The organism is Pseudomonas danubii (assembly GCF_042980055.1).
GTDB classification, from domain to species: domain Bacteria; phylum Pseudomonadota; class Gammaproteobacteria; order Pseudomonadales; family Pseudomonadaceae; genus Aquipseudomonas; species Aquipseudomonas danubii.
In genome coordinates, this window is sequence record NZ_CP116502.1 from 1,940,868 (window position 1) to 1,961,972 (window position 21,105).

At 64.7% G+C, this 21,105-nt stretch carries 21 protein-coding genes; 3 read left to right on the forward strand and 18 right to left on the reverse strand.

The genetic code is table 11. From position 1 onward, the window contains the following. Positions 1-6 precede the first annotated feature (6 nt). Entirely contained in the window at positions 7-1,017 is a 1,011-nt protein-coding gene (locus PFZ56_RS08985; RefSeq protein WP_102881980.1) for an AI-2E family transporter, read from the forward strand. Positions 1,018-1,082: 65 nt separating this feature from the next. On the opposite strand, the gene PFZ56_RS08990 is transcribed toward PFZ56_RS08985, so the two are convergent. Next, the gene (locus PFZ56_RS08990) at positions 1,083-2,348 is read right to left on the reverse strand and encodes an Hsp70 family protein (RefSeq protein WP_102862955.1); all 1,266 of its coding nucleotides are present in this window, start codon (positions 2,346-2,348) and stop codon (positions 1,083-1,085) included. A gap of 297 nt (positions 2,349-2,645) precedes the next feature. On the opposite strand from PFZ56_RS08990, the gene PFZ56_RS08995 reads away from it, so the two are divergent. Continuing rightward, positions 2,646-3,584, forward strand: coding sequence for a DnaJ C-terminal domain-containing protein (locus tag PFZ56_RS08995; RefSeq protein WP_102882200.1), 939 nt, complete (start codon positions 2,646-2,648; stop codon positions 3,582-3,584). A 23-nt stretch (positions 3,585-3,607) separates the two neighbouring features. Beyond that, positions 3,608-3,910: a chaperone modulator CbpM gene (locus PFZ56_RS09000; RefSeq protein WP_102862956.1), complete on the forward strand. Its 303-nt coding sequence runs from the start codon at positions 3,608-3,610 to the stop codon at positions 3,908-3,910. Between the two features lie 174 nt (positions 3,911-4,084). On the opposite strand, the gene PFZ56_RS09005 is transcribed toward PFZ56_RS09000, so the two are convergent. The 17 genes from PFZ56_RS09005 to PFZ56_RS09085 all read right to left on the reverse strand — a co-directional run bounded on the left by PFZ56_RS09005 (position 4,085) and on the right by PFZ56_RS09085 (position 21,079). Next, entirely contained in the window at positions 4,085-5,212 is a 1,128-nt protein-coding gene (locus PFZ56_RS09005) for a sensor histidine kinase KdpD (RefSeq protein WP_102862957.1), read from the reverse strand. Positions 5,213-5,311: 99 nt separating this feature from the next. Beyond that, the gene (ureC, locus tag PFZ56_RS09010; protein ID WP_102881977.1) at positions 5,312-7,012 is read right to left on the reverse strand and encodes an urease subunit alpha; all 1,701 of its coding nucleotides are present in this window, start codon (positions 7,010-7,012) and stop codon (positions 5,312-5,314) included. Positions 7,013-7,120: 108 nt separating this feature from the next. Next, positions 7,121-7,426 carry an urease subunit beta gene (locus tag PFZ56_RS09015; protein ID WP_102862959.1) on the reverse strand — a complete coding sequence of 102 codons (306 nt, stop codon included), beginning with the start codon at positions 7,424-7,426 and terminating at the stop codon, positions 7,121-7,123. Continuing rightward, positions 7,423-7,956, reverse strand: a complete 534-nt coding sequence (locus tag PFZ56_RS09020) for a GNAT family N-acetyltransferase (RefSeq protein ID WP_110650910.1) — start codon at positions 7,954-7,956, stop codon at positions 7,423-7,425. The genes PFZ56_RS09015 and PFZ56_RS09020 overlap by 4 nt, the downstream gene beginning before the upstream one ends. 7 nt (positions 7,957-7,963) lie before the next feature. Then, positions 7,964-8,497, reverse strand: a complete 534-nt coding sequence (locus tag PFZ56_RS09025; RefSeq protein ID WP_102881975.1) for a GNAT family N-acetyltransferase — start codon at positions 8,495-8,497, stop codon at positions 7,964-7,966. 9 nt (positions 8,498-8,506) lie between these two features. Next, positions 8,507-8,809 (reverse strand): urease subunit gamma, encoded by a 303-nt coding sequence (locus PFZ56_RS09030; RefSeq protein WP_102881974.1) that lies wholly within the window; start codon positions 8,807-8,809, stop codon positions 8,507-8,509. Between the two features lie 42 nt (positions 8,810-8,851). Continuing rightward, complete coding sequence (locus PFZ56_RS09035) at positions 8,852-9,691, reverse strand: urease accessory protein UreD (protein ID WP_102881973.1); 840 nt, start codon at positions 9,689-9,691, stop codon at positions 8,852-8,854. Between the two features lie 30 nt (positions 9,692-9,721). After that, a complete protein-coding gene (urtE, locus tag PFZ56_RS09040; protein ID WP_102862963.1) occupies positions 9,722-10,420 on the reverse strand; it encodes an urea ABC transporter ATP-binding subunit UrtE in 699 nt (232 codons plus the stop codon). Positions 10,421-10,559: 139 nt separating this feature from the next. Beyond that, positions 10,560-11,420: an urea ABC transporter ATP-binding protein UrtD gene (gene urtD, locus PFZ56_RS09045; RefSeq protein ID WP_102881972.1), complete on the reverse strand. Its 861-nt coding sequence runs from the start codon at positions 11,418-11,420 to the stop codon at positions 10,560-10,562. Continuing rightward, entirely contained in the window at positions 11,417-12,496 is a 1,080-nt protein-coding gene (gene urtC / locus PFZ56_RS09050; RefSeq protein ID WP_110595462.1) for an urea ABC transporter permease subunit UrtC, read from the reverse strand. The genes urtD and urtC overlap by 4 nt, the downstream gene beginning before the upstream one ends. After that, the gene (gene urtB / locus PFZ56_RS09055; RefSeq protein ID WP_102881970.1) at positions 12,496-13,998 is read right to left on the reverse strand and encodes an urea ABC transporter permease subunit UrtB; all 1,503 of its coding nucleotides are present in this window, start codon (positions 13,996-13,998) and stop codon (positions 12,496-12,498) included. The genes urtC and urtB overlap by 1 nt, the downstream gene beginning before the upstream one ends. A 170-nt stretch (positions 13,999-14,168) precedes the next feature. Further along, positions 14,169-15,434: an urea ABC transporter substrate-binding protein gene (gene urtA, locus PFZ56_RS09060; protein ID WP_102862967.1), complete on the reverse strand. Its 1,266-nt coding sequence runs from the start codon at positions 15,432-15,434 to the stop codon at positions 14,169-14,171. A gap of 268 nt (positions 15,435-15,702) precedes the next feature. After that, positions 15,703-16,002 (reverse strand): hypothetical protein, encoded by a 300-nt coding sequence (locus PFZ56_RS09065; protein WP_102881969.1) that lies wholly within the window; start codon positions 16,000-16,002, stop codon positions 15,703-15,705. A gap of 148 nt (positions 16,003-16,150) precedes the next feature. Beyond that, positions 16,151-17,161: an iron ABC transporter permease gene (locus PFZ56_RS09070; RefSeq protein ID WP_102881968.1), complete on the reverse strand. Its 1,011-nt coding sequence runs from the start codon at positions 17,159-17,161 to the stop codon at positions 16,151-16,153. Continuing rightward, positions 17,158-18,117, reverse strand: a complete 960-nt coding sequence (locus tag PFZ56_RS09075; RefSeq protein ID WP_123391274.1) for an ABC transporter substrate-binding protein — start codon at positions 18,115-18,117, stop codon at positions 17,158-17,160. Before PFZ56_RS09075 ends, PFZ56_RS09070 begins: the two co-directional genes overlap by 4 nt. Then, positions 18,114-18,902 carry an ABC transporter ATP-binding protein gene (locus PFZ56_RS09080; RefSeq protein ID WP_102881966.1) on the reverse strand — a complete coding sequence of 263 codons (789 nt, stop codon included), beginning with the start codon at positions 18,900-18,902 and terminating at the stop codon, positions 18,114-18,116. The genes PFZ56_RS09075 and PFZ56_RS09080 overlap by 4 nt, the downstream gene beginning before the upstream one ends. Positions 18,903-18,943: 41 nt before the next feature. After that, positions 18,944-21,079 carry a TonB-dependent siderophore receptor gene (locus tag PFZ56_RS09085; protein WP_170001564.1) on the reverse strand — a complete coding sequence of 712 codons (2,136 nt, stop codon included), beginning with the start codon at positions 21,077-21,079 and terminating at the stop codon, positions 18,944-18,946. Positions 21,080-21,105: the final 26 nt, after the last annotated feature.

Here is a 21,105-nt window from a genome sequence, read left to right on the forward strand (position 1 = left end):
GGCTTTATGCCAGCGTTTTCACAGCGTCATCTGTTGTTCATCAGTTGGATCATCATCTTCGGTGGCCTGTTGCTGGCCTTGCCCATGCGTCTGTTGCCCAGCCTGCTGGCCGGTCTCTTGGTGTTCGAGCTGGTCAACATGCTCACCCCGCAACTGCAGCGGCTGATCGAAGGTCGGCGTGCGCGCTGGCTGGCGGTGGCCCTGCTGGGCACGCTGGTGGTCAGTCTGCTGACCCTGCTGTTCGCCGGAGCCATCAGTTTCCTGTTGCATGAAGCGGAGAACCCCGGCGCTTCGCTGGGCAAGTTCATGGTGGTGGTGGACAAGGCCCGCGGCCAGTTGCCGCCGTTCCTCGATTCCTACCTGCCGGCCAGTGCGGCCGAGTTCCAGACCGCCATCGGCGCCTGGGCCAGCAAGCACCTGAGCGAGTTGCAACTGGTGGGCAAGGATGCGGCGCACATGTTCGTGACCTTGCTGATCGGCATGGTTCTGGGGGCGATCATCGCCTTGCAGCGCATCCCCGACCTGACCAAGCGCAAGCCCCTGGCAGCGGCGCTGTTCGACCGCCTGCACCTGCTGGTCCAGGCGTTTCGCAACATCGTCTTCGCCCAGATCAAGATCTCCCTGCTCAACACCTTTTTCACCGGGATCTTCCTGGCGCTGATCCTGCCGCTGTTCGGGGTCAAGCTGCCGCTGACCAAGACCCTGATCGTGCTGACCTTCCTGCTGGGCCTGCTGCCGGTGATCGGCAACCTGATCTCCAACACCCTGATCACCATCGTCGGCCTGTCGCTGTCGATCTGGGTGGCGGTGGCGGCGCTGGGCTACCTGATCTTTATCCACAAGCTGGAATACTTCCTCAACGCGCGGATCGTTGGCGGGCAGATCAGTGCCAAGTCCTGGGAGCTACTGCTGGCGATGCTGGTGTTCGAGGCCGCCTTCGGCCTGCCCGGGGTGGTGGCGGGGCCGATCTATTACGCGTACTTGAAGAGCGAGTTGAAGCTGGCGGGATTGGTTTGAATCTAGGTCGCCGGCCAGCCGGCTCCTACAACGGTCTGTAGGAGCCGGCTGCCGGCGAGGCGGTTTCAGCCGTAACGCTTCTTGGCCTCGATGGCCAGACCGCTGCCGATGCTGCCGAAGATATTGCCTTCCACATGCCGGGCGTTGGGCAGCATGGCCGCCACGCTCTGGCGCAGCGCCGGAATACCGCTGGAACCGCCGGTGAAGAACACCGTGTCGACCTGGGCCACACCCACATTGGCATCGCTCAACAGTTGGGTGACGCTGGTGCGGATGCGCTCCAGCAAACCGTCGATGGAGGATTCGAACAGGGCCCGGCTCAGGTCGACGCTGAGGTCGCGCTCGATGCGGTCCAGGGCCACCAGGCGGTTCTCGGCGTGGGTCAGCTGGATCTTGGTTTCTTCCACTTCCATGGCCAGCCAGTGCCCGGCGCGCTGTTCGATCAGCTTGAACAGACGGTCGATGCCGCCGGTGTCCTCGATGTCGTAGCGCATGCTGCCCAGGGCCAGCTGGGACTTTTGCGAGTACACCGAGTTGATGGTGTGCCAGGTCGCCAGGTTCATGTGGTGGCTGGTGGGCATGTAGGCGCCGCTCTTCATCCGGCTGCCGTAGCCGAACAGTGGCATCACGCCCTGCAGGCTCAGTTGCTTGTCGAAGTCGGTACCGCCGACGTGCACGCCGCCAGTGGCGAGGATGTCGTCGTGACGGTTGTCGACGCCACGGCGCTCGGGGGACAGGCGCACCAGGGAAAAGTCCGAAGTACCACCGCCGATGTCGACGATCAGCACCAGCTCTTCGCGTTCGATGGTGGATTCGTAGTCGAAGGCCGCGGCGATGGGTTCGTACTGGAAGGACACTTCCTTGAAGCCGATCTTGCGCGCCACTTCCACCAGGGTGTCTTCGGCTTCCTGGTCGGCGGCGGCATCGTCATCGACGAAGAACACCGGGCGGCCCAGTACCACTTGCTCGAATTCCCGACCGGCGGTGGCTTCGGCGCGGCTTTTCAGCTGGCCGATGAACAGCCCCAAGAGGTCCTTGAACGGCATCGCGGTGCCCAGCACGCTGGTGTCGTGCTTGATCAGCTTGGAGCCCAGCAGGCTCTTCAGCGAGCGCATCAGCCGGCCTTCGTAGCCTTCCAGGTATTCGTGCAACGCCAGGCGGCCGTACACCGGACGGCGCTCCTCGATATTGAAGAACACCACCGAAGGCAGGGTGATCTTGTCGTCCTCCAGGGCGATCAGCGTCTCCTCGCCGGGGCGCAGCCAGCCGACGGTGGAGTTGGAGGTACCGAAGTCAATGCCGCAGGCACGGGCCGGGGTGGCGTTGTTCATGTCTTTGGATCCGGTGAAAAAAACGGCCGCGAAGCGTACGCCAGTCCTCGCGCGTTGCAAAGGCCGACTATCTGCTAAATCACCCCCTGTCGTGCCTTGAAAGACTATCCTTGACCCCCAAACTTGCAGGCATGGGCCGAGCAGCCACCAGGGATCACAAGATCCGCCCGCGGCTGCCGATAAACTTCTGATGCGCCGTTCAGTCAGAGGATTGAGATTGATCAATTCTCATGCTGCCAGACCGAGCATGCTGTGCTGCACGCCGCGCGACTTTGATAACGGATGGTGATTCCCTCGATGGACTTCAAAGACTATTACAAGATTCTCGGCGTGGAGCCGACGGCGGACGACAAGGCGATCAAGGCCGCCTATCGCAAGCTGGCGCGCAAATACCACCCCGACGTCAGTAAGGAAAAGGATGCCGAGGCCAAGTTCAAGGATGCCTCGGAAGCCTATGAAGCGCTGAAAAGCGCCGACAAGCGCGCCGAGTACGACGACCTGCGCAAGTACGGCCAGCACGGCCAGCCGTTCCAGGGGCCACCGGGCTGGCAGAGCCGTGGCGGCTTTGGTGGCGGCGACGGTGGGGACTTCTCGGACTTCTTCAGTTCGATCTTTGGTAACCGGGGGCCAGGATTCGGCGGCCCGGAGCAGCGCCGCAGCAGCGGTCGTCGTGGACAGGATGTGGAAATGGAACTGCCGATCTTTCTTGAAGAAACCCTGTCGAACGAGTCGAAGAAGATCAGCTTCCAGGTGCCGCAATACAACGCCAACGGGCAGCACGTCAGCAATACCAGCAAAAGCCTGAACGTGAAGATTCCGGCCGGGGTTACCGACGGCGAGCGTATCCGCCTCAAGGGCCAGGGCGCGCCGGGCGTGGGCGGCGGGGCCAATGGCGACCTGTACCTGACCATTCGTTTTGCGCCCCATCCGAAATTCGATGTCGAAGGTGAAAACCTGATCATCACCCTGCCGCTGGCCCCTTGGGAGCTGGCGTTGGGCACCGAGGTGGCGGTGCCGACCCTGACCGGCAAGATCAATCTCAAGGTCCCGGCCGGCAGCCAGAACGGCCAGCGCATGCGCGCCAAGGGGCATGGCCTGCTGAACAAGGCCGGCCAGCGTGGCTACCTGTTCGTCCAGCTCAAGGCGGTGATGCCCAAGCAGACCGGCGACGACGTCAAGGCGTTGTGGCAGGAACTGGCGAAGAAGGCCGCGTTCGACCCTCGGGAAAATTTCTGATTCGACACTAGGAGGCGCTGATCATGAGCACCCTGATCGTTCAGCTGGACATGGAAGAGTTCTGTGAAGTGGCCGACCTGTCGGCGGCCTACGTGATCGAAATCGTCGAACACGGCATCCTCGAACCTCAGGGGACGGCGCCCAAGGACTGGCGCTTCAATGATGTCGAACTGGCCCTGGCCAAACGCGCGGCGAAGTTGCGCCGCGACCTGGACCTGGAGTGGGAAGGCGTCGCCCTGGCGTTGGACCTGCTGGACGAGGTGCGGCAACTGCGGGCGGAGAACCAGATGCTCAAGCAGCGCCTGGGCCGCCTGCTGCTGGACTGATGACCTGTAGCCGCTGCCGAGCGCCAGCGAGGCTGCGACCGGGCGTGCAGCGGCCGTAAAAACAGGCAGATGCGGGGTGTCAGGAAAAAGCAGGTTGCGAGGACTGCGTCCTCGTTCGCAGCTTCGCTGGCGCTCAGCAGCGGCTACAGAGGGCAGCAGCAGTTATAGCGAGCCTCAGGCGCGGGAGACCCGCGGCAGGGTGACGGTGAAGGTGGTGCCGTCGCTTTCGTTGGAGCTGACCTCGATGCTGCCTTGGTGCGCGGTCACCACTTCCTTGACGATGAACAACCCCAGGCCAAGGCTGGTGCTGGTGCTGCCCAGTTCCTCATCGGCACTGCGTACCAAAGGATCGAACAGGGTGCCCAGGGCTTCCTTGGGAATCGGCGTGCCGTAATTGTGCACGGTCAACAGCACCTGTTCCGCACCGCCGGTAATGGTCACGGTCACGGTACGGCGGTTGCTGCCGTGTTGCAGGGCGTTGCCGATCAGGTTCTGCAGCATCTGTTCGATACGTCCCCGGTCCCAGATGCCATGGCTGTCACCCTCGAAGCTCAGTAACGGAGTGCAATCGGGCTGTCCGGCGCAGGCTTCGTCCATGGCCGCCTTGGCGGCGCTGGCCAGGTCCATGGGCGCGGGGTCGATGGGCAGGCCGTTGCCCAGGCGACTGCGGACGAACTCCAGCAAATCGCTGACCATGGCGCCCATGTGTCGGGTGCCGGTCTTGATGCGTGAGACAAAGGCCTGGGCGTCGCCATCCAGCGGCACTTTGCGCGCCAGCATCTCGGTGGACATGCTCACCGCCTGCAACGGTGCCCGCAGGTCGTGGCCGAGAATCGCCAGGAAGATGTCCCGTGAGCGGCTGACCTGCTCGGCATAGGCGCAGGTGGACTCGGCCAGGGCTTCGTCGATGGCTTCGTTGAAACGGATCATGTCCTGCAGGTGTTCCAGGTCCGGGGTTACCAGGCTGGCGACCCACAGGCGGATCACACAGGCCCGCAGGTGGCGGAACTCGGACGTCATCTGCACCAGATCGAAACCCACGTGATGGCGCAGTTCGCCATGGCTGGCGGCGGCCGCATCCAGACTGGGGGATTTCTCCGGGCCTTCGCCCCTGGCCTTGGCCAGCTGTTCACCCGGGCTCTGGGTGATGCGCATGTCCCGGGCGGCCGCCAGCAGGATCGAGGTGGCGTGATCCCGCAGGTCGCTGCGGGTCAGAGTGTCCGCGGCCAGGGTCCTGGCAAATTGTTCCCATTCATCAACGATTCGATCAACGTGCTGCACGATGAAATCGGACAGGCGCATAGCCGGGCACCTTATTGGGCAGAGAGTGGAAAACCGACACGCATCTTAGCGCCTTATCCACGGCTTCAACATCGCGCCTGCCCAGTGGCCGGGCACGCCTCAGAACAGGAAGTAACGCTGGGCCATGGGCAGCACATCCGCCGGTTCACACCACAGCAGCACACCATCGGCCTTGACCTGATAGGTCTGCGGGTCGACCTCGATGTTCGGCAGGTAGTCATTGTGGATCAGGTCGCTCTTTTGCACGGTGCGACAGCCCTTGACCACGGCGATGCGCTTCTTCAGCCCCAATTGCTCCGGTACGCCGGCGTCCAGTGCGGCCTGGCTGATAAAGGTCAGGCTGGTGGCGTGGCGACTGCCGCCGAAGCTTGCGAACATCGGTCGGTAGTGCACCGGTTGCGGGGTCGGGATCGAGGCATTGGCGTCGCCCATCAGGCTAGCGGCAATGGCCCCGCCCTTGAGGATCAGGGTCGGCTTGACCCCGAAAAAGGCCGGGCGCCAGAGCACCAGGTCGGCCCACTTGCCCACTTCGATGGAGCCCACCTCATGGCTGATGCCGTGGGTGATGGCCGGGTTGATGGTGTACTTGGCGATGTAGCGCTTGACCCGGAAGTTGCTGTTGCCCGGGCCGTCGCCCGGCAGCGGGCCGCGCTGGCGGTGCATCTTGTCGGCGGTCTGCCAGGTGCGGGTCACCACCTCGCCGACCCGGCCCATGGCCTGGCTGTCGGAGCTGATCATCGAGAACGCGCCCAGGTCATGGAGGATGTCCTCGGCGGCGATGGTCTCGCGGCGGATGCGGCTCTCGGCAAAAGCCACGTCCTCGGCGATGCTCGGGTCCAGGTGGTGGCAGACCATGAGCATGTCCAGGTGCTCGTCGATGGTGTTGCGGGTGAAGGGCCGGGTCGGGTTGGTCGAGCTGGGCAGCACATTGGCGAAGCCACAGGCCTTGATGATGTCCGGGGCATGGCCGCCGCCGGCACCTTCGGTGTGGTAGGTGTGGATGGTCCGGCCCTTGAAGGCGCCGAGGGTGGTTTCGACGAAGCCGGATTCGTTCAGCGTGTCGGTGTGGATCGCCACCTGCACGTCGTACTCATCGGCCACGCTCAGGCAGTTGTCGATACTGGCCGGGGTGCTGCCCCAGTCCTCGTGCAGCTTGAGGCCGATGGCCCCCGCCTTGACCTGTTCGATCAAGGGCTCCGGCAGGCTGGCGTTGCCCTTGCCGGTAAAACCGATGTTCATCGGGAAGGCGTCCGCGGCCTGGAGCATGCGCGCCATGTGCCAAGGCCCGGAGGTGCAGGTGGTGGCGTTGGTTCCGGTGGCCGGCCCGGTGCCGCCGCCGATCATGGTGGTGACGCCGCTCATCAGCGCCTCTTCGATCTGCTGCGGGCAGATGAAGTGGATATGGGTGTCGACGCCGCCAGCGGTGAGGATCATGCCTTCACCGGCGATGACCTCGGTGCTGGCGCCGATGGCGATGGTCACATCGGGCTGGATATCCGGATTGCCGGCCTTGCCGATGGCGGCGATGCGCCCGTCCTTCAAGCCGACGTCAGCCTTGACGATGCCCCAGTGATCGATGATCAGCGCGTTGGTGATCAGGGTGTCCACCACATCGCACGCCAGCAGCTGGCTCTGGCCCATGCCGTCGCGGATCACCTTGCCGCCGCCGAACTTCACTTCTTCGCCGTAGGTGGTGAAGTCCTGCTCCACTTCGATCCACAGCTCGGTATCGGCCAGCCGCACCTTGTCGCCCACGGTAGGGCCGAACATATCGGCGTAGGCCTCACGGGAAATCTTCATCGCAGCTCCTTACAGAAACAGGTCTTGTAGGAGCCGGCTTGCCGGCGAAGGGGCCCGAAAGACCGCATTCGCCAGCAAGCTGGCTCCTATGTGCGTGGGGGCGAGGGATCAGAGGTCGCCCATGATGCGTCCGGCAAAACCGAACACCCGGCGCTTGCCGGCCAGATCCACCAGTTCCACTTCCCGGGTCTGTCCCGGTTCGAAGCGCACCGCGGTGCCGGCGGCGATGTTCAGGCGCATGCCGCGGCTGGCGGCGCGGTCGAAGGTCAGGGCGTCGTTGGTTTCGAAAAAGTGATAGTGGGAGCCGACCTGGATCGGTCGGTCGCCACTGTTGGCCACGCTGAGGGTCAAGGTGCGGCGCCCGGCATTGAGTTCGATCTCGCCGGGCTGGATCTGGTATTGGCCAGGAATCATAGGGGTTGTCCCAGGGTCTTGAAGTAGATGGCGGTGGGGGTGTAGGTGCCGTCCGGGCTCTGGCAGTAGTTGGGCAGCTCGCCAACCCGGGTGTAGCCCAGTGAGCGGTAGAAGTCCTCGGCCGCCGACCCTGCCTCAGTGTCCAGGTACAGCAGCCCGCGCTTGTGCTGGCGGGCGGCCTGCTCCAGGGCGTTCATCAGTTGCTGGCCCAGGCCGCGGCGCCGGGCGCTGTGTAGCACCTGGAGCTTTTGCACCTCGGCGCGGTTGCGCCCATTGGCCTTCATGCACAGCGCCAGTTGCACGCTGGCCAGGACCTTCTCATCGTGAACCACCACCCACAGCATCAGGCTGCCGTCCTCGACGCCTGCCTGCACGCTGCCGAGGTAATCCCGGGCCTGGCTGTCGTCCAGATCGGCCATGAAGCCGATGGACGCGCCGTGGTGCACCGAATCCAGCAGCAGGTCGATCAATCCTTGACGGTAATGGGCAAAGCTTTCTCCATGGACTCGGCGCAGTTGGGCGGCGTTCATCGAGAGGTCACTCCTTGTGAGGGGCGGGCGGTTGTGCCCCAGGGTTGAGAATCAGCTGCATGAAGGTCAGGTCCAGCCAGCGGCCGAACTTGGTGCCCACCTGGGGCATCTGCCCGGTACTGATGAAACCGAAGCGCTCATGCAGGCGGATCGAGGCGGCGTTGGCGCTTTCGATGGCGGCCACCATCACGTGCTTGTCACAGCCACGGGCACGTTCCAGCAGCACCGCCATCAGCTGTGGACCCAGGCCGTTGCCGCGCTGGTCGCGGCGGACATAGACCGAATGTTCCACGGTGTGGCGAAAGCCGTCGAAGGGTCGCCAGTCGCCGAAGGAAGCGTAGCCGAGCACCTGCTCCTCGGCGTTGACGATCACCAGGATCGGGTAGCCCTGGGCCTGGCGTGCGCTGAACCAGGCCTGGCGGTTGCCCAGGTCCACCGGCGAGTCGTTCCAGATCGCCGTGGTATTGAGCACGGCGTCGTTGTAGATGTCGCGGATCGCCGGCAGGTCGGCGTGCAATGCGTCGCGGATGCGATAGGTCATGGCGCGGCCTCAGGCGATGGGTTGGTGGACGGTGACCAGCTTGGTGCCGTCGGGGAAGGTGGCCTCGACCTGGATCTCCGGGATCATCTCCGGAATGCCTTCCATCACCTGTTCACGGCTCAGCAGCGTGGTGCCGTAGTGCATCAGTTCAGCCACGGTCTGGCCATCCCGGGCGCCTTCGAGCAGCGCCGCGGAAATAAAGGCCATGGCTTCCGGGTAATTGAGCTTGAGGCCGCGAGCCAGTCGCCGCTCGGCCACCAGGCCGGCGGTGAAGATCAGCAGCTTGTCTTTTTCGCGTGGGGTCAGGTCCATCGTGATCAATCCGTTGTTGGGCAGTTGAAAAAAGAGTCGGCGTCAGGTGTTCCAGATCCTCGGCGGCACGGCCTCGCGGCCCAGCAACGCCGGGCGCAGCAGGCGCCACAGGTCGATCAGCCAGGCCCGGGCCTGCAGGGCTTCACTGGCCAGGCAGCGGGCCACCAGCAGGCCCGGCAGTTGGCTCAGATCGCCACGTACCGGGTGTTCCAGGGCACGGCAGCGCTCCAGCAGTTGGCTGTCGATTTCACCGGTCACCAGCAAGGTGGCGAACACTGGCTGGCCGTCCAGGCCGATGGGGGAATCCAGCAGGCCGTCGCCGCCTTTGATGCGCTGGCGCTCATGCCAGAGCGGTCGGCCGTCGCGCTGGATATCCAGGTGAGCCTGGAAGTGCCCTTGCTCGAAGCGCTCGCCACTGGCCGGGCGTCCCAGGGCCACGACATCCCAGTAGAACAGCCGGGCATCGCCTTGCAGTTCGATCAGGGTGGTCAGTTCGGCCTGGGCGGCGCTGAAGACAATGGTTTCCTGGGGCAGCCATTCCAGGGTCGCCCCCGGCGCCACTTGCAGCCTCAGGGTCTGGCTGGCAGGACCGGTGGCGCGGTACCACTTGGCGGCACCGGGGCTGGTCAGCTGTGCCCAGGCGCCGCGCTCGACCCGGGCACTGATGGCCAGCCGGTCGCCGCCGGCGATGCCGCCGGGTGGGTGGACGATGATGTGCTGGCAGACCTCGGGGCCTTCGGCATACAGGTGCTTCTGCACCCGCAGCGGGCCCAGGTGGCGACGCAGCACCGGGCGCGTGGTGGCGCCGAAACGGGCATAGGCCAGTTCCAGCTCGGCGTGCCAGCTGGGGGTGAACAGGGCGGTGGCGGCAGGTGAGTTCATGCTGGGTCGTTATCGTTAGGAAGCTACAGATTAGATCGTAACCAGGCCGCGTACACCTTCTGCCTGCATATTTTCCCCGCGGCCCTGCTGGACGATTTCGCCCCGGGACATCACCAGGTACTGGTCCGCCAGTTCGGCGGCAAAGTCGTAGAACTGTTCCACCAGCACAATCGCCATATCGCCCCGGGCGGCGAGTTGCTTGATCACCGCGCCGATCTCCTTGATCACCGAGGGCTGGATGCCTTCGGTGGGCTCATCGAGGATCAGCAGCCGGGGGCGGCTGGCCAGGGCGCGACCGATGGCCAGCTGTTGCTGCTGGCCGCCGGAGAGGTCGCCGCCACGGCGCTGCTTCATCTGCAACAGCACCGGGAACAGTTCGTAGATGAAGGCCGGCACTTCCCTGGCCTGGGAGCCGGGGAAGCGGGACAGGCCCATCAGCAGGTTTTCCTCCACGCTCAGGCGGCCGAAGATTTCCCGGCCCTGGGGCACGTAGGCGATCCCGGCGTTGACCCGCTGGTGGGGCTTGTAGCCGGTGATGGTCCGGCCCTCCCAGTTGACCGCGCCTTCCTTGACCGGCAGCAGGCCCATCAGGCATTTGAGCAGGGTGGTCTTGCCCACGCCGTTGCGTCCCAGCAGGCAGGTGACTTCGCCGATCCGGGCTTCGAAACTCAGGCCGCGCAGGATGTGGCTACCGCCGTAGTATTGGTGCAGCTGGTCGACTTGCAGCATGTTCGGATTCCTTCAAAAACCTGTAGCCGCTGCCGCAGGCTGCGACAAGGTCCACAGGACCTTCATGGGCCTTGCAGAGCACGTCCTCTTCAAGGCCGATCGCAGCCTGCGGCAGTGGCTACAAAGGTGGTTGGTTGGGTCAGCGGCCGAGGTACACCTCGATCACCCGCTCGTTTTCCTGCACCTGCTCCAGCGACCCTTCGGCCAGCACGCTGCCCTGGTGCAGCACGGTGACGTGGTCGGCAATCGAGCCGACAAAGCCCATGTCGTGCTCCACCACCATCAGCGAATGCTTGCCCGCCAGGGTCTTGAACAGCTCGGCGGTGAACTCGGTCTCGGCGTCGGTCATGCCCGCCACTGGCTCGTCCAGCAACAGCAGTTGCGGGTCCTGCATCAGCAGCATGCCGATCTCCAGGAACTGCTTCTGGCCGTGGGACAGCAAGCCGGCCTGGCGCTGGGCCGAAGGGCTCAGGCGAATGGTCTCCAGCACCTGGGCGATGCGGTCTTTCTGTTCGCCGCTCAGGCGCGCCCCGAGGCTGGCCCACACCGACTTGTCGGTCTTCTGCGCCAGCTCCAGGTTCTCGAACACGCTCAGGGCCTCGAACACCGTGGGCTTCTGGAACTTGCGGCCGATCCCGGCCTGGGCGATCTGCACTTCGCTCATCCGGGTCAGGTCCAGGGTTTCGCCGAACCAGGCCTTGCCCTGGGTGGGGCGGGTCTTGCCGGTGATCACGTCCATCAGGGTGGTCTTGCCGGCGCCGTTGGGGCCGATGATGCAGCGCAACTCGCCGACGCCGATGTACAGGTTGAGGTCGTTGAGGGCCTTGAAACCGTCGAAGCTGACGCTGATGTCTTCCAGGGTCAGGAGGGTGCCGTGGCGGGTGTTGAGGCCCTTGCCGGCGGCGTGTCCGAGGCCGATGGCGTCGCGGCTGGCGCCGGCGTCCTTGTTGGCGTCGAGAATGGGTTCGAGCATGAAGTCCGCGGTGGCTGTGACTCTCATTGTTCACCTCGTTTCTTCAGCAGGCCGATCACGCCCTTGGGCAGGTACAGGGTCACCACGATGAACAGGGCGCCGAGGCAGAACAGCCAGTATTCGGGGAAGGCCACGGTGAACCAGCTCTTCATGCCGTTCACCAGCCCGGCGCCCAGCAGCGGTCCGATCAGCGTGCCGCGTCCGCCCAGGGCCACCCACACGGCAGCCTCGATGGAGTTGGTGGGGGACATCTCGCTGGGGTTGATGATGCCCACCTGGGGCACATACAGGGCCCCGGCCAAGCCACAGAGCACCGCGCTCAAGACCCAGACGAACAGCTTGAAGCCACGCGGGTCGTAGCCGCAGAACATCAGGCGGTTCTCGGCATCGCGCAGGGCGGTCAGCACCCGGCCGAACTTGCTCCGGGCCAGGCGCCAGCCCAGGTACAGGCTGGCCACCAGCAGCAGCACCGTGGCCAGGAACAGCACCGCGCGAGTCCCGGGTTCGGTGATGCCAAAACCCAGGATGCTGCGGAAATTGGTGAAGCCGTTGTTGCCGCCAAAACCGGTCTCGTTACGGAAGAACAGCAGCATCCCGGCAAACGTCAGGGCCTGGGTCATGATCGAGAAGTACACGCCCTTGATACGCGAGCGGAAGGCGAAGAAACCGAACACCAGGGCCAAGAGACCCGGCGCCAGCACCACCAGGCACAGGGCCCAGAGGAAGTGGCTGGTGCCGGTCCAGTACCAGGGCAGTTCGCTCCACGAAAGGAAGGTCATGAACGCTGGCAGGCCGTCGCCTGCTGCCTGGCGCATCAGGTACATGCCCATGGCGTAGCCGCCCAGGGCGAAGAACAGGCCGTGGCCCAGGGACAGCAGCCCGGCGTAGCCCCAGACCAGGTCCAGGGCCAGGGCGACAATGGCGTAGCAGAGGATCTTGCCCACCAGGGTCAGGGTGTAGGCCGAGACCTGCAGCGGGTTGTCCGCGGGCAGCAGTGACAACAGCGGCAAGGCCAGCAGCACCAGGAGCAGCAGCGCGCCGACGGCGATCGTGACCTTGGGCCCGGCTTTCTGGGTGGCGGTAATGAGCAGTGGTTGATTCATCAGTCGATCACCCGTCCTTTGAGTGCGAAGAGTCCTTGCGGGCGTTTCTGGATGAACAGAATGATCAGCGCCAGGATGAGGATCTTGCCCAGTACGGCGCCGATCTGCGGTTCGAGGATCTTGTTCGCCACCCCCAGGCCAAAGGCCGCCAGCACGCTGCCGGCCAGTTGCCCGACGCCGCCGAGCACCACCACCAGGAACGAGTCGATGATGTAGCTCTGGCCCAGGTCCGGGCCAACGTTGCCGACCTGGCTCAGGGCCACGCCACCAAGGCCGGCGATGCCCGAGCCGAGACCGAAGGCGAGCATGTCCACGCGGCCGGTGGGCACGCCGCAGCACGCGGCCATGTTGCGGTTCTGGGTCACTGCTCGCACGTTCAGGCCCAGGCGGGTCCTGTTCAGCAGCAGCCAGGTGAGCACGACAACGAACAGCGCGAAGGCGATGATCACGATGCGGTTGTAGGGCAGTACCAGATTGGGCAATACCTGGATGCCGCCGGAGAGCCAGGCCGGGTTCGCCACCTCGACGTTCTGCGCGCCGAACAGCAGGCGCACCAGTTGGATCAGCATCAGGCTGATGCCCCAGGTGGCCAGCAGGGTTTCCAGGGGCCGGCCATACAGATGACGGATCACCGTGCGCTCCAGGGCCATGCCGATCCCGGCGGTGACGAAGAACGCCACCGGCAGTGCCAGCAGCGGGTAGTACTCGATGGCTTGTGGGGCGTAGCGCTGGAACAGCAGCTGCACCACGTAGGTGGCGTAGGCGCCGAGCATCAGCATCTCGCCGTGGGCCATGTTGATCACCCCCAGCAGGCCGAAGGTGATGGCCAGGCCCAGGGCCGCCAGCAGCAGGATCGAACCCAGGGACAAACCGCTGAAGGCCTGGCCGAGGACTTCACCCACCAGCAGCTTGCGCTTGACCTGGGCCAGGCTGGTTTCGGCGGCGGTGCGCACATTGGCATCGGCCTCGACCCCGGGTTGCAGCAGGCCTTCGAGGCGGGTGCGAGCCAGTGGGTCGCCGGTTTCCCCCAAAAGGCGCACGGCGGCCAGACGCACCGCCGGGTCGCTGTCCACCAGTTGCAGGTTGGCCAGGGCCAGGCTCAGGGCGGCGTGCACGCCGGGGTCTTGCTCGGCGGCGAGCTGGGCATCGAGGAATTTCAATTGCGCCGGCTTGGCGCTTTTCTGCAATTGGCGGGCGGCGGCCAGCCGGCTCTGGGCGTCGGCGGCGAGCAGTTGGTGGCTGGCCAGGGCGCTGTCGATCAGGCCCCGCAAGCGGTTGTTCAGGCGCAGGGGCTTGGTTTCGCCGGCCATGCTCAGTTGGCCTTGTTGCAGGGCCATGAGCAGTTCCAGGCGCGCCGGGTCGGGCTGCGCGGCCCAGCTTTCCAGAAGCCGGGCCTGTTCGCTGGAGTTGCCGGCGACGAAGTCTTCGGCGTCGCCGGCCTGGGCTGCCATGGGCAGCAGCAACAGGCAGGCGAGGATCAAACGGTAGAGGGCAGTGGGCATATCAGTGGCCTTGCGCGTAGCGTGGTTCTGTAGCCGCTGCCGCAGGCTGCGATAAGGTCCGCAGGACCTTCAACGGCCTCAAGAGCACGTGCTCTTCGAGGCCGATCGCAGCCGGCGGCAGCGGGTACAGGGGGTGTGCCGGGCCTGAAGGCTTGGCGTCCATCCGGCGATCAGTTGCTCTTGACCGCGTAGTCCGGCTTTTTGTCGTTGCCCGGGATGTACGGGCTCCAGGGCTGGGCGCGGATCGGGCCTTCGGTCTGCCACACCACGTTGAACTGACCGTCCGGCTGGATCTCGCCGATCATCACCGGCTTGTGCAGGTGGTGGTTGGTCTTGTCCATGGTCAGGGTGTAGCCCGAGGGCGCGGCGAAGGTCTGCCCGGCCAGGGCTTCGCGGACCTTGTCGACATCGGTGGACTTGGCTTTCTCCACCGCCTGGGCCCACATGTGAATGCCGACGTAAGTGGCTTCCATCGGGTCGTTGGTCACGGCCTTGTCTGCCCCCGGCAGGTTCTTGGCCTTGGCGTAGGCCTTCCAGGCGGCGACGAACTTCTGGTTCACCGGGTTATCCACCGATTCGAAGTAGTTCCACGCCGCGAGGTTGCCCACCAGCGGCTTGGTGTCGATGCCGCGCAGTTCTTCTTCGCCCACCGAGAACGCTACCACCGGCACGTCGGTGGCCTTCAGGCCCTGGTTGGCCAGTTCCTTGTAGAAGGGCACGTTGGAATCGCCGTTGACCGTGGAGATCACCGCGGTCTTGCCGCCGGCGGAGAACTTCTTGATGTTGGCGACGATGGTTTGATAGTCGCTGTGGCCGAAGGGGGTGTAGACCTCTTCGATGTCCTTGTCGGCCACGCCCTTGGCGTGCAGGAACGAACGCAGAATCTTGTTGGTGGTGCGCGGGTAGACGTAGTCGGTGCCCAGCAGGAAGAAGCGCTTGGCGCTGCCGCCGTCTTCGCTCATCAGGTACTCCACCGCCGGGATCGCCTGCTGGTTCGGCGCGGCGCCGGTGTAGAAGACGTTGGGCGACATTTCTTCGCCTTCGTACTGCACCGGGTAGAACAGCAGGCCGTTGAGTTCTTCGAACACCGGCAGCACCGATTTGCGCGACACCGAAGTCCAGCAGCCGAACACCACCGCCACCTTGTCCTGGGTCAGCAACTGCCGGCCCTTTTCGGCGAACAGCGGCCAGTTGGACGCCGGGTCCACCACCACCGGTTCCAGCAGCTTGCCGTTGACCCCGCCCTTGGCGTTGATCTCGTCAATGGTCATCAGCGCCATGTCTTTGAGCGAGGTTTCAGAGATCGCCATGGTCCCCGACAGGGAGTGCAGGATACCGACCTTGATGGTCTCGGCGGCCTGGACGGTCCAGGTCATGCCCATCGCGGCAATGCTTGCCGAGAGAGTGAAAGCCTTGAGCAAACTACGACGCTTCATTGTGCGATCTCCATGAACTCTTGATTTTTTCAGGTGGTAGATGCGACTTCTCAGGCGCAGCGAAAACGCAGTAGTTTTCACTCCGCCTGTGCTGAAGGGCTGTTTTGCAAGGGATGTGCCGAGTCGCCGCAGGGCATGAAAACGTCGGTCTTAGCGGCAGTGAGCGGCTAGGTGATGCCCCAAGAGGAGGCTTTGCGCAGAGGATGGTGCGCAGGGATGCGTCATTGTGGTGCTGCCGCAGAGCGGCAGCCTGGGTCAGCCAGGGGCTTCAGTTAACCCCAGGGAAGGAGTCGACGTATTTGATGGTGAAATCGGGAAAGGAGTCGACGATCTGGATCTTGTAATCGGGAAAGCTGTTGACGATCTTCCACTTGCCCGGCGCGTCGGCAAAGGAGTTGACCTGCTTGACCTTCAGATCGGGAAAGGAGTTCACCACCTTGACCTTGTAGTCGGGGAAGCTGTTGACGATCTGGATGTTGCCGTAGATTTTCGAGACATCGACCGAGGTGCCGGCCTGGGCGCCAAGGGAGGTGCCGAGCAGCAAGGCCAAGAATGCGGTTCTGAACATGAGACTCATCCTGAGAGATCCAAGCGCGCGATCTTAAAGCAAGGGCGACGATTGTAGGAGCTGGCTTGCCAGCGAAGAGGCCCTCGAACCTGGCACAAGGCTCACGGGCGCCTTGGCCGGCAAGCCGGCTCCTACAACGGCGGGTGGATCAGCGGCGGCGCATCAGGCCGATGAAGAACAGCCCGCCAATGGCCGCGGTGGCCACGCCGATGGGCAGGTCCTCAGGGGCGATCAGGGTACGCGCGGCGACGTCGACCCAGACCAGGAACAGGCTGCCCAGCAGCACGCACGCTGGCAGCAAGCGGCGATGTTCGGCGCCCACCAGGCGCCGGGCGATGTGCGGCACCATCAGCCCGACAAAGCCGATGGAGCCGCTGATGGACACCAGCACCCCGGTCATCAGCGAGGCGATCAGGAACACCTTCAGGCGGACGTTGCGTGCGTTCAGGCCCAGGGTCACGGCGGTCTGTTCCCCGGCCATCAAGGCATTCAGCGGCCGTGCCATGCCCAGCAGCAACCCCAGCCCCAGCAGCACGCTGGCGGCAGGAATCGCCAGCAGTTCCCAACGCGCCAGGCCCAGGCCGCCGAGCATCCAGAACATCACCGCCGAGCTGGCCCGGTGATCACCCATGAACAGCAGCAGGTTGGCCACCGCCATCATCACGAAGGACACCGCCACCCCGCACAGCAGCAGGCGGTCGCTGTCCAGGCGCCCGTTGCGCGCGGCGATGCCCAGCACCAGGAGCATGCTCGCCAGGGCGCCGATAAAGGCCGCCAGGGGCAGGGTCAAGAGGCCGATGACCTGCCCCAGGTGCAGCACCACGATCACCGCGCCGAGGGTGGCGCCGGAGGTCACCCCCAGCAGGTGCGGGTCGGCCAGGGGATTGCGGGTCACGGCCTGCAGCACCGCGCCGATCAGCGCCAGCCCGGCGCCGACCAAAGCGCCGAGGAGCATGCGCGGGACGCGGATCAGCCAGACGATATGCTCCTGGCCCGGGCTCCAGTCCACCGTACCCAGGCCCAGGGCCTTGTGCAGGAGAATCCGCCAGACCACCTCCGCCGGCACCCGCGCCGGACCAAACCCCAGGGACAGCACGCAGGACACCAGCAGCAGGGCGCCGAGGGTCAGTAACAGACAGGCATAACGACCCTTGATCATTCGCCGTGGAAACCCTTGGCCAGGGTTTCCACCGCCAGCACGTTATCGATGCCCGGGGTGGCCTGCACATAAGGAATGACGATGAAGCGCTGGTTCTTGATCGCGTCGACTCCTTGCAGGGCCTGGTTGTTCAGCAGGAACTGCTGCTTCTGCTCGGCCGTGACTTCGCTGTAATCGACGATGACGATCACCTGCGGGTTGCGCTCGACCACCGTCTCCCAGTTGATCCGGGTCCAACTGGCCTCGACGTCATCGAGAATGTTGCGCCCGCCAGCGGCATCGATCAGGGCCTGGGGCATGCCCAGGCGGCCCGAGGTCATGGCGCGGTCTTCGCCGCTGTCGTAGAGGAACACCCGGGGCGGGTCCTTGGGCAGGTCCTTCTGTACCTCGGCGACCTGCTCCTGCATCTGCGCGATCAGCGCGTTGGCCCGGTCCTGCACGTCGAAGATCCGCCCCAGGTTGCGCAGGTCGTTGTAGGTGTCCTCGAGGCTGGCCGCCGGGCGCTTCATCACGAAGGCACAGGACTCGGTCAGCTCATAGACGTTGATCCCCAGCGGCGCCAGGGTCTGCGGCGTGAGGTCGCCGCCGACGCGCATGCCGTAGTCCCAGCCGGCGAACAGGAAGTCGACGTTGGCGTTGAGCAGGGTTTCCACCGACGGGTACTTGGCCGCCAGTTCCGGCAGACCGTCGAGCAAGGTGCTCATTTGCGGGGTCACGGCCTTCCAGCCACTGACGCCGCTGTAGCCCACCATCCGCGACTTGAGCCCCAGGGCGAGCATCATCTGGGTCATGTTGATGTCATGGCTGAGGGCGTGTTGCGGCGCTTGCTTGAAGGTCACTTCACGGTTGCAGCTGGTGATGGTCAGCGGGTAGTGGGTCGCTTCGGCGAAGGCTTGGGCGGTGCCCAGGAACAGGGTCAGGGCGAGGCCGGAGCGGAGCAGGGAGCGCAAGGTCATGGTTGAGTGATCCAGGTGATTCGTGGGTAGCCGGACAGGGGGTGGGCGTCGATCAGCGCCTCGACGCCGAAGACGTTGCGCAGCAGATCGACCGTGAGCACTTCGGTGGGAGTGCCGCTGGCGACGATGCGTCCGTGATCGAGGACATACAGCCGGTCGCAGAAGGCCGCGGCCAGGTTCAGGTCATGGATGCTCGCCAGGGTGCCGATGCCCAGGCGCTTGACCCGTTGCAACAGCTCCAGCTGGTAGCGCGGGTCGAGGTGGTTGGTCGGTTCATCGAGGATCAGCAGTTGCGGGCGCTGGGCCAGGGCCCGGGCCAGGATCACCCGTTGTTTCTCGCCCCCGGACAAGGTGGCGAAAGCGTGGTCTTCGAAGCCCAGCAGGCCCACCGATTCCAGGGCCTCGCGGGCGATGCGCCGGTCTTGTTCGGTGTCGCCGTCGAACAGGCCTTTGTGCGGCGTGCGGCCCATGGCGACCACTTCCTCCACCGTCAGGCCGAAGGCGTCGGGGAACTCCTGGAGCACCACGGCGATGCGTTGCGCGCACCAGCGTGGCGATTGCTTCCACACATTCTGATGCTCAAGCTGCACCTCGCCCTGCTGCGGCTTGCTGAAGCGATAGGCGCAGCGCAGCAGGCTGGTCTTGCCGCTGCCGTTGGGCCCGATCAGGCCGACGAACTCGCCGGCCGCCACGTGCAGGCTGGCCTCACGCAGTTGGAACTGGTGATGGCAGTGGCCCTGGCCCAGGGGTGTCCAGGCCAGGTTGGTGAGGTTCAGCGAGGTCATGCGGTGTCCGTGTGATCCCCGTGCCGTAGCGCCAGGTGGGGTTAAAAGGTGTAGTCAGCGGTGACGAAGAACGAGCGTGGCTCGCCGAGTATCCATTGCTGGCCGTCATTGTATTGGCTTTGTGCGTACTGGCGGTCAAACAGGTTGTTCAATTGCAGGCCCAGGGTGGTATTGGGCAGCGCTTTCCACGACAGGTTGGCATCGACCACGGTGTAGCTGGGCAACTCATTGCGGTTGGCCATATCGGCGTAGCGCGCATCCACGTAGCGCACTCCGGCGCCGGCCCGCAGGTCATCGTTGAGGGCTTTGCTCAGCCACAGGTTGGCCGTGCGCCGGGGCACGTCCACCGGGCGCTTGCCGTCGCGGGAGACTTGCACGCCGTTGACGTCCTGCTTGAAGTCGTCGTACTGGGCGCGAACGAGGGCGGCGTTGGCTTGCAGTTGCCAGGCGTGGGGCAGTTGCAGGTCCAGGCTGGCCTCCAGGCCGTTGGAGGATTGCTGGCCCACCTGCTGTTTCTGGCCCGGGTCGCCGGGAACATCGGTCAGCAGCTTCTTCTTGACGATGTGGTAGGCGGCCAGGGTCCATTCGCCACGCTGGTCCCAGAACGCCTGCTTGAGGCCGATCTCGCTCTGCCTGGCGCTGGACAGATCGAATTGCTGCTGGCTCTGGCTCAGGGAAATCAGGCCACCAATACCGTCGGTGCTGGTGGAGTACTGACCGTACACGGACGTATCCGGAGTGACGGCAAACACCAGCCCGGCCTTCCAGTTATTGCCGGTCAGGGTCTTGTCGCTCTGGCTGCCGTCCTTCAAGTCATCCCGATCAATGTGCGCATAGTCGCGGCGCACACCGGTCACCAGGGACCAGCGCTCGCTGAGTTGCAGGCGGTTTTCGGCGAACACCGACATCTGTTTGGTGGTGGTCTTGAATTGATCGCGGTAGGGGCTGTTGCTGGTGAAGTCGCCCGGGGCCGGGTGATACAGGTCCAGCGGTTGACCGTTGGTAAAGCTGTCGGTGAAGGGCGAATTGCTTTTCAGGTGGAAGCGAATGCGGTTGTAGTCGACGCCGGTCAGGGTCTGGCTGTCGAGGCCCAGCAGCGAGTGCTTGAAGGTGAAGGTCTGGCGGTCGCCGACCTGTTCCTGCTGGTGGCCGATACCGTAGTAACCGCTGCGGCTCAGTTGGCCGGTGGTCGGGTTGAAGTTGTAGTTCTCGGCGTTCTGCCAACGACGCTGGGCCTTGAGGTAATACAGCTCGTTGCTGGCACTGACCTGGTCGGAAATCTGCCATTCGCTGGTCAGGCGGGTCCACTGGTCGTTGTAGTGCTGCTGGTCATTGCGGACGTTGTAGTTCTTGTCCCGCAGGCTCTTGTGGAAGCGCCCGTTGATCAGCGGCGTGCCGAAGTTGTTCATCGGGTTCTGGTCGCCGTAGTCGTGGGCCAGGGTAAAGGCCAGGTCGTCGCGGGCCTGCCAGCGCAGGGCGGCACTGACGAAATCGCCGGAGGAGTCGCCACGGTCGATCCAGCCGTTGCTGCGCTCGCGGTTGAGGTTGAGCCGGTAGCTCAAGGTGTCACTCAGGGAGCCACCGCTGTCCAGGGCCTGCTGCTGGCGATCGAAGGAGCCGTAGCCCAGGCGCAGGTGGTTTTCGATTGCGCCGCTGAAGGGCTTTTTCGGGAGGGTGTTGATCACCGCGCCGGTGGCGCCTTCGCCATACAGCACCGAGGCCGGGCCGCGCAGCACGTCGACCCGTTCCACCGCCCAGCTGTCCACCGGGAAGGTCACGGTGCCCATGCCGGTGTACATGCGGTTGCCGTCATACAGCTGCATCACCGAACTCTGCCCGGTGAAACCCCGTGCCGACAACGAAGTGCCACCGTCACCCGGGGTGCCGGTGCGGCTGATGCCGGCGCTGCGGGAGACCGCGTCCTGAATGCTGCGGTCACCCCGGGCGCGAATCCGTTCGCCGCTCAGGCTGTCAGTGCTGGCCGGGGTTTCCAGGGCGCTGAGGCCCAAGCGCGAGCCGGCGCTGGTGGGGGTCTTCAGGCTGACGCTGTCGTCGGCCGCGCTGGCCGGAGCCGAAATGGTGCCGGTGGGCAGGGTCAGGGAGGCGGCGGAATCATCCGCCTGAGCCAGGGAAGGCAAGGCCATCAGGCAAAGGCTGGGCAGCAAGTACTTGTTCATCGGGACGGTGAATCACTTCTTCGAGG